The sequence below is a fragment of the Nisaea nitritireducens genome (assembly GCF_014904795.1).
GTDB classification, from domain to species: domain Bacteria; phylum Pseudomonadota; class Alphaproteobacteria; order Thalassobaculales; family Thalassobaculaceae; genus Nisaea; species Nisaea nitritireducens.
In genome coordinates this window covers 22,132-36,129 of sequence record NZ_JACZFS010000063.1, presented here as the reverse complement: position 1 = coordinate 36,129, position 13,998 = coordinate 22,132, and the positions used below count along the sequence as shown (strand labels likewise).

At 61.9% G+C, this 13,998-nt stretch carries 15 protein-coding genes; 8 read left to right on the top strand and 7 right to left on the bottom strand.

Annotated features, from left to right (window positions below):
* Positions 1–81: 81 nt before the first annotated feature.
* Positions 82–687 (bottom strand): carboxymuconolactone decarboxylase family protein, encoded by a 606-nt coding sequence (locus IG629_RS19690; RefSeq protein WP_193173617.1) that lies wholly within the window; start codon positions 685–687, stop codon positions 82–84.
* A gap of 163 nt (positions 688–850) precedes the next feature.
* Here IG629_RS19690 and IG629_RS19685 point away from each other — a divergent pair, with 163 nt between their 5' ends.
* The 7 genes from IG629_RS19685 (at position 851) to IG629_RS19655 (ending at position 7,831) form a co-directional block, all read left to right on the top strand.
* On the top strand, positions 851–1,459 hold the full coding sequence (locus IG629_RS19685) for a DUF1684 domain-containing protein (RefSeq protein WP_193173616.1): 609 nt from the start codon (positions 851–853) through the stop codon (positions 1,457–1,459).
* A gap of 154 nt (positions 1,460–1,613) precedes the next feature.
* Positions 1,614–2,744 (top strand): ABC transporter ATP-binding protein, encoded by a 1,131-nt coding sequence (locus tag IG629_RS19680; protein ID WP_193173615.1) that lies wholly within the window; start codon positions 1,614–1,616, stop codon positions 2,742–2,744.
* 126 nt (positions 2,745–2,870) lie between these two features.
* Positions 2,871–4,259: an extracellular solute-binding protein gene (locus IG629_RS19675; protein WP_193173614.1), complete on the top strand. Its 1,389-nt coding sequence runs from the start codon at positions 2,871–2,873 to the stop codon at positions 4,257–4,259.
* Positions 4,260–4,333: 74 nt separating this feature from the next.
* A complete protein-coding gene (gene ugpA, locus IG629_RS19670; protein WP_193173613.1) occupies positions 4,334–5,221 on the top strand; it encodes a sn-glycerol-3-phosphate ABC transporter permease UgpA in 888 nt (295 codons plus the stop codon).
* Between the two features lie 4 nt (positions 5,222–5,225).
* Complete coding sequence (locus IG629_RS19665) at positions 5,226–6,146, top strand: ABC transporter permease subunit (RefSeq protein ID WP_193173612.1); 921 nt, start codon at positions 5,226–5,228, stop codon at positions 6,144–6,146.
* A gap of 96 nt (positions 6,147–6,242) precedes the next feature.
* Positions 6,243–7,289 carry an SDR family oxidoreductase gene (locus tag IG629_RS19660; RefSeq protein ID WP_226886951.1) on the top strand — a complete coding sequence of 349 codons (1,047 nt, stop codon included), beginning with the start codon at positions 6,243–6,245 and terminating at the stop codon, positions 7,287–7,289.
* 32 nt (positions 7,290–7,321) lie between these two features.
* A complete protein-coding gene (locus IG629_RS19655; RefSeq protein WP_193173611.1) occupies positions 7,322–7,831 on the top strand; it encodes a nuclear transport factor 2 family protein in 510 nt (169 codons plus the stop codon).
* A gap of 10 nt (positions 7,832–7,841) precedes the next feature.
* On the opposite strand, the gene IG629_RS19650 is transcribed toward IG629_RS19655, so the two are convergent.
* From IG629_RS19650 to IG629_RS19640, 3 genes are read right to left on the bottom strand one after another with little or no spacing between them, the layout of a single operon-like run.
* On the bottom strand, positions 7,842–8,150 hold the full coding sequence (locus IG629_RS19650) for a virulence factor (protein WP_193173610.1): 309 nt from the start codon (positions 8,148–8,150) through the stop codon (positions 7,842–7,844).
* Positions 8,151–8,178: 28 nt separating this feature from the next.
* Positions 8,179–8,802: a DUF1638 domain-containing protein gene (locus tag IG629_RS19645; RefSeq protein WP_193173609.1), complete on the bottom strand. Its 624-nt coding sequence runs from the start codon at positions 8,800–8,802 to the stop codon at positions 8,179–8,181.
* 12 nt (positions 8,803–8,814) lie between these two features.
* Positions 8,815–9,528 carry a corrinoid protein gene (locus IG629_RS19640; protein WP_193173608.1) on the bottom strand — a complete coding sequence of 238 codons (714 nt, stop codon included), beginning with the start codon at positions 9,526–9,528 and terminating at the stop codon, positions 8,815–8,817.
* Positions 9,529–9,725: 197 nt separating this feature from the next.
* Here IG629_RS19640 and IG629_RS19635 point away from each other — a divergent pair, with 197 nt between their 5' ends.
* Complete coding sequence (locus IG629_RS19635; RefSeq protein WP_193173607.1) at positions 9,726–10,892, top strand: hypothetical protein; 1,167 nt, start codon at positions 9,726–9,728, stop codon at positions 10,890–10,892.
* A gap of 2 nt (positions 10,893–10,894) precedes the next feature.
* Here IG629_RS19635 and IG629_RS19630 read toward each other — a convergent pair whose 3' ends face one another.
* The 3 genes from IG629_RS19630 to glmM form a co-directional block, all read right to left on the bottom strand.
* Positions 10,895–11,608, bottom strand: a complete 714-nt coding sequence (locus IG629_RS19630) for a DNA helicase (protein WP_193173606.1) — start codon at positions 11,606–11,608, stop codon at positions 10,895–10,897.
* 173 nt (positions 11,609–11,781) lie between these two features.
* A complete protein-coding gene (gene thiD, locus IG629_RS19625) occupies positions 11,782–12,585 on the bottom strand; it encodes a bifunctional hydroxymethylpyrimidine kinase/phosphomethylpyrimidine kinase (protein WP_193173640.1) in 804 nt (267 codons plus the stop codon).
* Positions 12,586–12,613: 28 nt separating this feature from the next.
* Positions 12,614–13,978 (bottom strand): phosphoglucosamine mutase, encoded by a 1,365-nt coding sequence (glmM, locus tag IG629_RS19620; RefSeq protein WP_193173605.1) that lies wholly within the window; start codon positions 13,976–13,978, stop codon positions 12,614–12,616.
* Positions 13,979–13,998: the final 20 nt, after the last annotated feature.

The following is a 13,998-nucleotide window of genomic DNA, read 5'->3' as shown; positions in this document are numbered from 1 at the left end:
GAATTAATCAACCATTAATATAAAAATTAAATCAGAATTTCTGAATGTAATGATGAAGCTTTACCGGAACCCCGAAACGTCTCACGTATGCGACCAGTTATCCGGATCGTCCGACTCGTTCGGTGAAAGGCCGATGATGTCCCCGGCCGTGCTGATCCCCAGCCCCAGAACCGTTCTGTTTGCGTAACAAAAGTAACTGACAACCTGGTTCACCTCCAGAATACGCCCGTCATCCAGACCGGCCGCGCGCAGGGCCTCGATTTCGGCCTCGTTCACCATGGCGGGATCGCGGGTCAGTTTTTCGGCATAGCGGCACATTTCCAGCTCGGCGCCGTCGAAGGCCTGCTCCGGCGCGTCGGCCTCGAAAGCCGCCCGGATAGCATCGGCGCGGGCATCGTCGGCCAGCAGACGCTTCATGCCCTGGAAATGGTGTTCAACGCAGTAGCCGCACTGATTGATCTGGCTGACATAAACGCCCAGTGCCTCCAGCATCCATTTCGGCACCTTGTTGCCTGTGTGGTGCAGGACGTACTTGTAGAGGTGCATGTGTCCTTCCATGGAATGGGGGCGCAGGCTGTGAGCCATCATGATGTTGTCGACATTGTCGTCCGGTCCCTTGACCCGGTCATAGAGCGTCTTCAGCCGGCCTGTTGCCTCTGCATAGGGCACGGTCGCGATCCAGGTCATGGGGTTCCTCCGGTTCGATTTTTTTTCGAAGTGCAGCTTCGGCGCCTCGGCACAAGCGGTCAAGGCATGCCGCATACAGCAGCCAATCGACCTCACGCGCCCGTGAGATGCGCTTACAGGAAAGATGCGCCATGTCACTCTGGACTATGTTTGGGGGACCGTGATGAACACCGTTTCGCTTGCCGACTGGCGCCGCCGGGTTGCCGAGCTTTATACCGATATCCGCCGGGCCGACGATCCGGAGACCGCCTGGGCGCTCTGGCGCGACACGCGCGATGCATTGTTCTGCGAGCATGAGCAATCCCCCATTAGCGAAGACCGCCGGGCGGACTACGGCGCGATCCCACTATTTGATTACGATCCCGAAATGCGTTTCGAGGTCGCGCTGGACGCCCCGGCAAACGAAGACGTGCTGGCAGGTGAAATCGGCAATGACGGGCACATCTCCCTACACCCCGCCGCGCGCACCCGCGGTCTTGCCTCGAAGCTGGGCCGCGAGCTGACCGTCTACTGGATCGAGGGCTATGGAGGCGGCACCTTCCTGCCCTTCACCGACGCCACCAGCGGGAAAGAGACTTACGGCGGCGGCCGCTACCTGCTGGACAGCATCAAGAGCGCCGATCTCGGCCAGACGCCGGACGGCAAGCTGATCCTTGATTTCAACTTCGCCTATCACCCGTCCTGCTATCACTCGCCGGACTGGGTCTGCCCCCTTGCCCCGCCGGAAAACCGCCTGCCGGAGCCGGTCCGCGCCGGGGAACGCATGGGCTGAACCTGCCTGCGCGATCGCCATTGACCCATTGAAAATGCGGGAAAATCAGAACCGCAATCATTTATTCACCGAATTGATATGATGGAGTCGCGGTTCTGATCCGCTGGCACGCTTACCCTCAATTCCGCTACGCAACCGGGATGAGGGTCAGCTCATGGCGACGATCGAACTTCGGCAGGTCCGCAAATCTTACGGCGAGACGCAGGTGGTACACGGGCTAGACGCCCGGTTTGAGCCGGGAGAGTTCGTCGTCATTGTCGGCCCGTCGGGCTGCGGCAAGTCCACACTGCTCAGGATGATCGCCGGGCTGGAAAGCATCACCGGCGGCGAGATAGATATTGCCGGAACCGTGGTCAATGAGCTGGCGCCACGCCAGCGCGATGTCGCCATGGTGTTCCAGAACTACGCGCTCTACCCGCACATGACCGTGTTCGACAACATGGCCTATTCCCTGAAGCTGGCGAAGCTGCCAAAGCCGGAGATCAAGGAGCGGGTCGGCAACACCGCTGAAATTCTCGGCCTGACCGAGATGCTGACACGGCGCCCGAGCCAGCTTTCCGGCGGCCAGCGCCAGCGCGTCGCCATGGGGCGGGCCATCGTCCGAGAGCCAAAGGTCTTCCTGTTCGACGAGCCGCTCTCCAACCTCGACGCCACACTGCGGGTGCAGATGCGGGTCGAGATCAAGCAGCTGCACCGCGAACTCGGTGCCACCAGCGTCTTCGTCACCCACGATCAGGTCGAGGCCATGACCATGGCCGACCGGCTGGTGGTGATGAATGGCGGGCTGGTCGAGCAGGTCGGCCGCCCGGTCGACGTCTATAACCGGCCGGCAACCCGGTTCGTCGCCAGCTTCATCGGCTCCCCCGCGATGAACTTCCTGCACGGTACGCTGAGCGAACACGGCGATAGCCATGCAGTGATTCTGAAAGACGGAACTGTCATCAATACCGGGCCGCTCGAAGGCGCGCGCGACGCGGAGAAGGTCACGCTGGGCCTGCGCCCCGAGCATCTGCGCCCGGTACCGCTTACGGGTGCCCATCTCGCCGGAAGCATTGTTCTGATCGAGGAGCTGGGCGCAAGCCGTCTGGTCCATCTCGATACCGCCAATGGCCGCTTGGTCAGCAACGTGGCGGTGGAAGACGCTGGCGACTGGCAGATGGGCGACGATATCGGCCTCGCCATCGCCCCGAAACACACACATTTGTTCGACCGCGTCAGCGGTTTCCGCCTTGATCGTCCCGAGGTTCAGGAAACCGCAACCGAAGAGAGCATCGCCGCCGCATAGAGTCCCCGAACTGACACGCTATGGACTCCAGCTCTTCAAATTCCCTCAACCACAGATACACGGCGCTCTGCGATCTTCATTCTGGGACACGCTCTGTGCGCCCTCGGATTCCAAGGAGATAGAGTCATGAAGCGGAATAAATTCTGGGTCGCCGGCCTGCTGGCCGCGGCCGTTACCTTCGGCGCCACGGATGCGTCCGCCGAGAAGATCAAGATCAACTGGTGGCACGCCATGAGCGGCGGCCTCGGCGAGGGCGTGGACGAGATCGTCAAGCGCTTCAACGAAAGCCAGGACAAGTATGAAGTGGTCGCCACCTGGAAGGGCCGGTACCGGCACCTGATGACCCAGACCATCGCCGCCATCCGGGCGGACGAGCAGCCGCACTTCTTCCAGAATAACGAGACCGGCGTGATCACCCTGATGCTCTCGGGCGCCATCATTCCGGCGGAAGACCTGCTGGCGAAAAACGGCGTGATGCTGGACAAGAGCGAGTATCTGGCGCCGGTGGTGAACACCTATACCGACCCGAACGGCAAGCTGCTGGCGATGCCTTTCAACAGCTCGACCCCAATCCTCTATGTGAACAAGGATCTGCATGACGCAGCCGGCCTCGGCGCGCTGCCGAAGACCTATCAGGAAATGGAAGAGCAGATCCGCAAGCTGCAAGCTTCCGATGTCACGGTCCCGCGTGGCGGCAAGGCCTGCGGGTATGCCTTCTATGCCGGCATGTGGGCCGACATGGAAAACCCGATGGCCCAGCAGAAGCAGTTCTATGCCAGCAAGAATAACGGTGTGGACGGTCTTGGCGCGCGTCTCGTTTTCGACAATGAGGATGGCTGGGCGTTCAACCACATGACCCGCCTGAAACGCTGGCTCGACGAGGGCCTCGCGGAGTTCGGCGCGGAATCCCAAACCGATTGGGGTAGCGGGGCGCTGAAAGACTTCCAGGCTGGCAACTGCCTGTTCCACATCCGCTCCACCGCCAGCCATGCCCGGATGGAGAGCAACAAGTTCAACTGGACCGCCGCCCACCTGCCGTATGAAGCCGGCACCACGCCCGTGAACACCACCATCGGCGGCGCCGCGCTGTACGTCCTCAAAGGCTTTTCCGACGAGGAATATGCCGGCGTGACCGAGTTCTTCAAATCTCTGACCTCGGTCGAGATCCAGAAGTACTGGCACAAGAAGACCGGCTACGTGCCGATCACCAAGCAGGCCTACAACGAGCTGAAGTCCGACGGGTACTACAACGAGTACCCGACCAAAGAATTGGCCGTGATCCAGCTTCTGCGCGGTGGCGATACACCGCATCCGGCAGCCCGCGTGCCGCGGCTCGGAAATTTCGACAACATTCACGTCGCGATCGAGAGCGAGCTGCGCAAGGTCTGGGCCAACGAGCAGACCGTGAAGCAGGCCTTCGCCAACGCCGTGCGCCGGGGTGACGAGATCCTGCGCCGGTTCGAGAAGCAGAACTCGCGTCAGGCCGAGGCGACCTACCCGATGCTGGTGGAATAACCGCCGACACCAAGTCCCGGGGCGGCCTCCATGGCCGCCCCGGTCCCTTCTTCCAATTATCCGGATAAGAGACCATGAGACGGGTCACATTCGACGGCCATTGGCTGCCCTATCTGCTGCTCTTCCCGCAGCTTCTGATCCTGGTCTGGTTTTTCTTCTGGCCGGCCGGACAGGCGCTCTACCAGGCCTTCACCCTCTCCTCGCCTTTCGGCGGATATGCGGAGTGGGTCGGGTTCGAGAACTTCGTCGATATGGTGACCCAGCCGGAATATCACAAAGCCATCCGGGTAACGGTCGTCTTCAGTCTTGCGACCACCGCTCTCTCGCTCGGTCTCGGCTTGCTCTTCGCCCTCTTCGCCGACCGGGTGCTGCGCGCGACCGACTTCTACCGGACCCTGCTGATCTGGCCCTATGCCGTGGCCCCCGCCATCGCCGGTGCGCTCTGGAGCTTTACGCTGGACCCGCATTCCGGTGTCGTCGCCTTCGCGCTGAAACAGCTCTTCAACTGGGGCTGGAACCCGGAACTCAGCAGCTTCGACGCTATGGTGCTGGTGGTCTTCGCCGCCGCCTGGAAGCAGGTCGCCTACAATTTCGTCTTCTTCCTCGCCGGCCTGCAGTCGATTCCGCGCGCGGTCATCGAATCCGCCGCCATGGACGGGGCCGGGCCGTTGCGCCGGGTGCGCGACATCATCCTGCCGCTGCTCTCGCCGACCACCTTCTTCCTGGTGGTGCTGAACATCGTCTACGCCTTCTTCGACACCTTCGGGATCATTCACGTGACCACCGGCGGCGGGCCCGGCGATGCTACCACAATCCTCGTCTACAAGGTGTTCCAGGACGGTTTCATCGGCCTCGACCTCAGTGCCTCTGCGGCCCAGTCGATCATCCTGATGATCGTCGTCATGGGGCTGACCATTTTCCAGTTCCGCTTCCTTGAGCGGCGCGTCCATTACGCGGATTGAGCCGATGACCGAACGCACCCCGATCCTCGACATCCTGACCCATGTCTTCCTGATCCTCGGCATACTGGTCACCGGCTTCCCGATCTATGTCGCCCTGGTCGCGGCCACACTGACGCCGGAACAGGTAAACGGCTTGCCTATGCCGCTCTTTTTCGGAGATCAGTTCCTGGTGAACATCCAGGAAGCCTGGAGCCGAGCCGATCTTGGCCTGCAATTGTTCAATTCGGCAGTGCAGGCCATCGGCATCACGGTCGGCAAAGTGGCAATCTCCATCATCTCCGCCTTCGCCATCGTCTATTTCGACTTCCGCTTCAAGATGACCGCCTTCTGGATCATCTTCATGTCGCTGATGCTGCCGATCGAGGTCCGCATCGTGCCGACTTACGAGGTGGCGGCGAACGCGCTGACCCCGTTTCTCTGGCTCGGTGAGCTGTTGCGGCTGGACGATCTCGCCTCCTGGATCACGGGCGAAAAGGTGCGCTTTGACATCAAGGTCAGCCTGCTGAATTCCTATGCCGGGCTGATTTTCCCGCTGATCGCGTCGGCAACCGCCACCTTCCTGTTCCGCCAGTTCTTCATGACCATCCCGAACGAGATGACGGAAGCGGCGAAGATCGACGGAGCCGGGCCAATGCGGTTCCTGCTGGATATCCTGCTGCCGCTCTCGCGTACCAACATCGCCGCGCTCTGCGTCATCCTCTTTATCTATGGCTGGAACCAGTATCTCTGGCCGCTGCTGGTGACCACCGACCCGTCCTATTCGACGGTCGTGATCGGCATTGCCAAGCTGATGCCGCAGCCGGAAGCGGTGCCGGAATGGAACCTCGCCATGACCGCCGCACTCATCGCCATGGCACCTCCGGTGCTGGTGGTGGTGTTCCTGCAACGACTGTTCGTGCGCGGATTGGTCGAGAGCGAGAAATAACGGCCGAGACTTCCCAGCCGTCCCGCAGGGCGGATTTCGCCTTGCCAGGCGCCCCCCGCCATTGTGCAGTTCATGAAAACCGGTGGGGGGATTTCGATGGCGGCGATGACGGCGGTGGTGCTGGGCGCGAGTGGGATGCTAGGCGGCGCGATCTGCCGCCAACTGATCGAGGACGGCCAAAAGGTTATCGGTGTCAGCCGCAGACCGCCCCGCGAGCCGCTGCCGATCCCCTATCTCTCGATGGATCTGCTCGATCCGGCGGATTGCCGGGCCAAGGCAGCGGAACTCTCCGACATCACGCATATCTTCTATGCCGGACGCGCCCCGCACGGCGAAGGCGGTAACGAGTCCGTTGAAGACAATCTCGCCATGCTGGTCAACGCGGTCGACGCCATCTCTGCCGCCGCGCCGGGCTTGCGCCATGTCAATCTGATGCACGGCACCAAATATTACGGCAATCATCTCGGCCCCTATAAAACACCCGCCGAGGAAGACGATCCCCGGCCCGGCGTGCCGAACTTCTATTACGATCAGCAGGACTGGATATCCGGACTCGATGTGCCGTGGAGCTGGAGCGTCGTGCGGCCGCCGCTGGTCTTCGGCTTCACCCCCGGCAAGCCGCGCAACCTGGTCTCGGTGATCGCCGCCTATGCCGAGATCATGCGGGAACTCGGCCGCCCTTTCAGTTTTCCGGGAACGGAGACGGCTTACGACTGCCTCGCCGAGTGCGCGCATGCCCACCACATCGCCCGCGCAGCCGTCTGGATGGCTGGCACACCCGCCGCCGCCAACCAGGCCTTCAACATCACCAACGGCGACATCTTCCGCTGGAGCACTTTATGGCCGCGGTTCGCCGCCTATTTCGGCCTTGAAGTCGGCCCGCCGCTTGGCATTTCCCTGGCCGAGACCATGCCGGAACATGCCCCGGTCTGGGACCGCATCGTCGCCAAGCACGATCTCGTCCCAACGCCCTACAGCGACATCGCCCTGTGGGACTATGGCGATTACGTCTTCGCGCCGACTTACGACATCATCGCTGATACGACCAAGGCACGGCTCGCAGGCTTCCATGATGTGATCAAGTCGGACCAGATGTTCACCGACCTGTTCGACAGCTATCGGACGGCGCGCCTGATCCCCTGATCCGGTGAAAGACTGACAAACGGGAGGAATGCATGACCGATGCGGATCGCGCCCGCTTCGCCGACATTGAGGCGATCAAGCGGCTGAAGGCGCAATATTGCCGCTATATCGACACCAAGCAGTGGGAGCGGCTCGCGGGGCTGTTCGTCTCCGGAACCGTGTTCGAGGGGTTCGGCTCCGCGCCGACCGGGTCCGACGAGCGTGCCTTCGTCGCGGGCATTTCCACGCGCATGAAAGATGCCGTCTCGGTCCACCATGTGCACAATCCGGAAATCACCTTCTACGGCCCGGACCGGGCGCGCGGCATCTGGGCGATGATGGACCTCGTCGAACTCGGCCCCGGTATTCCTTTGAAAGAGTTTCCAGGCGGACGCGGGTACCGCGGCTACGGTCACTATGAAGAGGAATATCTCCGGGCGGACGGCATCTGGAGGTTCAGCTTCCTCCGCCTGACCCGGCTGCGCCTCGACCCGATGGCAGCGGACCACCCGCCGATCCGGCACGACCTGCTAGCCCATTCTCCAGACTGGCTGGACGGCTGAAACACCGCACTCAGGCGTTGCCGCCATTCGCGATCAACGCTTTCAGCTTCGCGCCGTCATATTCCCTCTCAAGCGCCTCAGCCGCCGCCTGCGCCTCTGCTTCGAGATCGTCCCCGCACTCCACCGGATCGGCCCGGCGCCAGCCCTCAAGATAAGCGCCCTCGTCTTCCGAGCCGTCCCTCATGGCCGCCATGTCGATGGCGTGGATAAAGCGCACGGGCAGCTCGACCTTCGCCTGCTCGCGCTTGCGGCCCCGGCCGCGTTCGGCGATGACCTGGGCCGGGATGTCGCGCCAATAGACGATGATGAGATGGGCCATGCCGGCTCTCCGTTAGTTTGTCCGGCCGTTACTGTCCGGCATGCACGGGATGTGCGGTTTCAATGAAGCTCTGCAGCTCGCCATAGCCGCGATAGCGATACTCGAAGGCGAGGCCGAGCCGCTCGGCGGCCTGCTCCGCCTTTACCTTCAGGCGCGGGTCTTCTGTCTGGGCGATATAGACCAGCGCCGTGTAATTGCCGAAATACATGTCGCGCAGTTCCGGGAAACGGTCGAGTCCGAGGCCCTTGACGATCAGCCGGTCGAAATGCCGGACCAGGTAATCGGTCAGGAAAAAGCAGGCAGGATCTTCGTTGGTCAGTGCCGTAAACGCGTCCGTGCCCATGAAGAACTGGTAGCAGTGCGGCCCGGCGATGCGCTCGACGCCAAACTCCTCGATCACTTGATCGACCTCTCCGCCGGTTCCGCAATCGCCATAGGCGACGAAAACCCTCTCATAGCCATGCGCCGCTTGGAGCTTGCGCCGCAAACCGGGAGCGATCTTTTCCGGATGATTGTGCCAGATGGCCGGCAGGCAGGTGATATCGAGCGCGTCCCAGCCGGTGCTCTCTTTCAGAGCGACCAGTTCCCGGCCAAGAGCACCGCAGGCAACCACAAGCGCCCGCGGTCTCTCAGGACTTGTCGAGGCGGCCATCGCCGCCCCCGCTCACTCGACGCCCATGGCCGCCGAGTTGGAGCGTTCCCGCTCGGCGATCATCTTCTTCGCGGTCTCGACCGCAACGGCGGCATCGCGGCAATAGGCATCGGCGCCGACACTCTCGGCAAAGGCCTCGTTCAGCGGCGCGCCGCCGACCAGGACGATGTAATCGTCGCGGATACCCTTTTCCTTCATCGTGTCGATGACGACCTTCATGTAAGGCATGGTCGTGGTCAGCAGAGCCGACATTCCGAGAATGTCCGGCTTGTGCTCCTCGATCGCAGCCAGATAATTCTCGACCGGGTTGTTGATCCCGATATCGATCACCTCATAGCCCGCGCCCTCCATCATCATGGAGACGAGGTTCTTGCCGATATCGTGGATATCGCCCTTCACCGTGCCGATCACCATCTTGCCCATGCGCGGCGCACCGGTCTCGGCGAGCAGCGGGCGCAGGATAACCATCCCGGCCTTCATGGAGTTGGCGGCCATCAGCACTTCCGGCACGAACAGGATGCCGTCGCGGAAATCGATACCGACGATGCGCATGCCCTCGACCAGGGCTTCGGTCAGAACCTTGTAAGGTGTCCAGCCGCGCCCCAGCAGGATGTTGACGCCCTCTTCGACCTCGTCTTTCAGACCGTCATAGAGATCGTCGTGCATCTGCTGCACGAGTTCTTCATCGTCCAGTTCGGACAGAACGATATCGTCTTCCTCGGCCATGCCGCCTCCACAAGAAAAGCGCTTGAATTCTTTTTGCTATCACAACACTTACGCGGGACGCGTCTGAACTCCATACCCCGGGCGACATCAAGTATCGGCAGCACGACGAAAAATCGACAATCGAAAGCCGGCCACATTCGTCGCAGGGTTGCAATTGCGCTAGTAATTCTCCCTTCTAGGAAATCTTGGAGGCTGCCATGCTGCTCGTCACAGCCGTAGACGGACCGGAAACCGCGGAAGTCGGCTCTGTTGCCCATTATGAGGCGTCAGCGTTCAACCAGCCCAACCCCGAACCGGCGGATCTGGCGCGGATCAACTGGGAGGTCCAGTGCGACGGTGTCCGCGTCTCCCGTTCCATGGCCGCCGGCCCGGCACTCGATGTCGCCATCGCGCCGGAATATGCGGGGCGCACCCTGCTTGCCATGCCATTCGCCAACAGCCCGACCGAACGGGTCTCCGCCAAAACGGCCGTTTCCGGCCCGGAGCAGCAGATTACCGAGCCGGCGACCGTATCCATCAGTACCGACGGACAGCGCTATTCGGCGCAGATCAATGACGGGCCCACATTCTTTGTCGGCAGCGACGTCCGCTTCCAGAGCCTCCGGGGCCTGATGAACACCACCCCCGGCACCGACATCTACACGCCTGAGGCCTACCGGGAAAACTTCGGGATCTGGGCCGATCTTATCGCCCCGACAGTGATGTGCGAGAGCAAGGGCAGCTTCCACTGCCTCAACACCTATGACCGTGCCGCCTTCACCTTCGGCTTCATGCAGGATGCCGCTCACGAGCCCGATGAAAACTTCGTCCTGCTGCTACGCCGGTTCCTGTTGCTCAAAGACGCACAATTCTATTTCCCCGACCTGATCCTGCAAAACGGCCACATCTTCCAGAAAACACCCGGCGGCAGTGTCCAGCTCGAAAACGACGCCAGCAGCCAGGGCCTGATGAATTATCTCAACCCGGACCCCGATGCCGTCGGCCAGCAGGAGGCCGAGGTCGCAGCGAAGTTCGTGCACTGGGCGGAGAACAATCCAGAGCATCGCAAAACCCAGGTTTCTTTCACCATCGAGCAGCAGCGGCAGAAATATGCGAGCTATGCCCAGCGTTACAATCTCGACGGAGCGAAGGATTCCGTCTGTATCGTAGTCGCCGATATCCGCCATCAGGGACGCGCCAAAAGCAGCGTGATCGAAGACGCTCTCAAGGCTTCCGACCCCCTGAACGCCCTGCTCGATATCGGCAGCACGACATACGCGTCCCGCATCGAGACATTGCGTCAGGAGATCGAAAAGATGACGGCGGCCGGATTTCTCGGCAAACACGTCTATAGCCTGGAGAAACAGGATTTCGTGGCCGTCTGACGTCAGGCCACGGCGTCCAGCCGAACCTCCCCGTCATGCAGAAAGCAGCTCTTGGTGAAGAGGGTCAGGTCCACCGGGTTTGGCAGGCGGACATCGGACAGGTCCGGCAGCGGCTTTTCTCCCGGATCGTAAGCCCGGTCGATCTGCGAGATCAGGACGACGATATGGCCGGCCGTCTGCGCAAAAGCCTTCAGCGCAGCCACCTGCTCGGCAAGTTCGGGATTCCGCCGCCTCTGGTCCAGCAACTGCAGATAATCGACCACAGCGATGCTGTGCGGTGGCGCGGCGCCCATTTCGGAGATGATGTGCTCCGCGCAAATGCCGTCGGACGTATCCAGCGTGACGCTGGAAGAGATCTCCCCCGGCTCGATGCCGAGCGCACGGACACGGTCGATGACGTCCGTGTCGCTGTAATCCAGCGTGAAGAAGAAACCGTGCCGCCCGGCCTTCGCCGCTTCAGCCAGCAATTCGAGCCCGAGCAAGGTCTTGCCATGACCCGGCCGCGCACCCAGCAGAACGAGATCGCCGGGTGCGAGCTGCGCCAGCATCTCTCCGGCCGGACTCCCGGTGGATGCATTGGCGGCCAGATGGCCCCAGCTCTTGTAGCCTTCGCTGGCCGCGATACGGTCGAGCGCCTTGTTGAGCGGAATGCCAGCCTCGCGGGACAGCAGACGGGCCTGGCGTTTGAGACGGAAAACAGGATGAGAGAACCTCATCGGGAACCTCCTGATGCGAGCGTCTGTCGCAATCCCTCCTTATGCGCATGCCCGAACAGTGGGTTCGAAAAGCTCAAAGCCCAACATGTCGGATGCTTTCCCTGCGGAGGGGGGAGGCTCGGGCGTGCCTAGCGACGAGTCTAGGCAGCGCACGGGCAAAACTCAAGCGCGCTTCAGACTTCCGGGCGAAGCGTATGGGCATGGTTCAGCGGCCCGTGGCCGTGGCCATAGCCCGGCGCGGTCAGGATCGCCATGCGCACATAATCCCGCGCCCGGCTGACGGCATCCTCGACGGAAAGCCCCTGTGCAATGCCAGCGGCGATCGCCGAGGCCGTAGTGCAGCCCGTGCCATGGGTATGAACGGTATCGATTCGCGCGCTCCGGAACTCGACAGGCTTCGCATCTGCGGAAACCAGAATATCGACCAACTCGTCGCCATCCATATGCCCGCCCTTCATCAGAACGTACTTCGGGCCAAGTTTGAGAAGGGTTTCGCCGACCCGGAGCATGTCGTCACGGTTCGCGATCTTCTTTGCCGTCAGCAACTCCGCCTCCGGAATGTTCGGGGTCAGGATGGTTGCCCGCGCCACCATCCGATGCTTCATCGCGTTCAGCGCCTGGGGTTCCAGCAATGGATGTCCGCCCTTGGCCACCATGACAGGATCGACCACAAGCGGGATATCCGGTGCCTGTTCTTCCAGCGCCTTGTGCACGGTCTCGATCACCGGGATCGAGTGCAGCATGCCCGTCTTGATACAGTCCGCGCCAAGGTCCTTCAGCACGAGCTCTATCTGCTTGGCGATGAATTCCTCATGCACATCGTAAACGTCGTGAACGCCTTCGGTGTTCTGCGCGGTCAGAGCGGTGATCGCCGTCATGGCAAAACCGCCGAGACAGGTGACCGCCTTGATATCGGCCTGGATGCCCGCGCCGCCACCGGAATCGGACCCGGCGCAGATCAGCACCCGGCCCTGCATCGGGTGTAAGTCGCCGGTCTCTGTCATATCAGCCTGCGGCACGTTCGATCTCCCGTACGATATCGTCCACGACATTGGCGACGAGCTTTTCGTCCGCGCCTTCGGCCATGACCCGGATCAGAGGCTCGGTGCCTGATTTGCGGATCAGGACCCGTCCCGTCCCGGCCAGACGCGCCTCGCCCTCACGGATAGCCGTCTTCACGGACTCGCCTTCCAGCGGCGGTGCACCCGTGTAGCGCACATTCTTCAGCAACTGCGGCAAGGGAGTGAAAACCGAGGCAACCTCGCTCATCGGCTTTTCGGACGAGATCAGCACGGCCAGCACCTGGAGTGCAGCAATCAGCCCGTCTCCCGTGGTCGCGTGATCGCTCATGATCATGTGGCCGGACTGCTCACCGCCAAGATTGAAGCCGCCGGACTGCATATGCTCCAGCACATAGCGATCGCCCACCTTGGTGCGGTGCATGGCAACGCCGATGCCCTCAAGGTATTGCTCCAGCCCGAGATTGCTCATCACGGTGGTGACCAACGCCTTGCCGCGCAGCAGCCCCGCTTCCGCCCAGGAGGCCGCGATCAGCCCCATGATCTGGTCTCCGTCGATGATCCGCCCGTGCTCGTCCGCCATGATCAGCCGGTCGGCGTCACCGTCGAGGGCGATACCGAGATGCGCACCGGTTTCCGTCACCGCATTACACATGGCATCCGGTGCTGTAGCACCACAGCCGGCATTGATATTCGTACCGTTCGGAGTGACGCCGATCTCGATGACCTCGGCACCAAGCTCGAACAATACGCGCGGGGCGACCTTGTAGGCGGCGCCGTTGGCGCAATCGACGACAAGCTTCAAACCGTCGAGCCGCATGCCCTTCGGGAAGGTGTTCTTGGCGATCTCGATATAGCGGCCCTGGGCATCCTCCAGCCGCCGGACCTTGCCGAGTCGGTCGGCCGATGCCCTGTCCTCGGCGCCCAGCGTATCGATCCGGTTCTCGATCTCGTGCTCGACCTCGTCCGACAGCTTGAAGCCGTCCGGACCAAACAGCTTGATGCCGTTATCCTGATAGGGATTGTGCGAGGCGGAGAGCATGACACCGAGATCGGCGCGCAGGGAGCGGGTCAGGCTCGCCACGGCCGGGGTGGGAAGCGGGCCAAGCAGCACCACATCCATCCCGATCGAGGTGAACCCCGCCACCATCGCCGGCTCCAGCATGTAACCGGAGAGCCGCGTGTCCTTGCCGATCACCGCCAACGGCCGGTGTCCGGTCTTTGGACTGCCGTTGCTGTTCACGAAGTGACGGCCAGCCGCCATGGCCACGCGAAGCGCTGTCTCGGCTGTCATCGGCTCGGCATTTGCGGTGCCTCTGATGCCGTCGGTTCCGAAGAGATTTCTGGTCATGAAGTTCCAAGCAATATCAG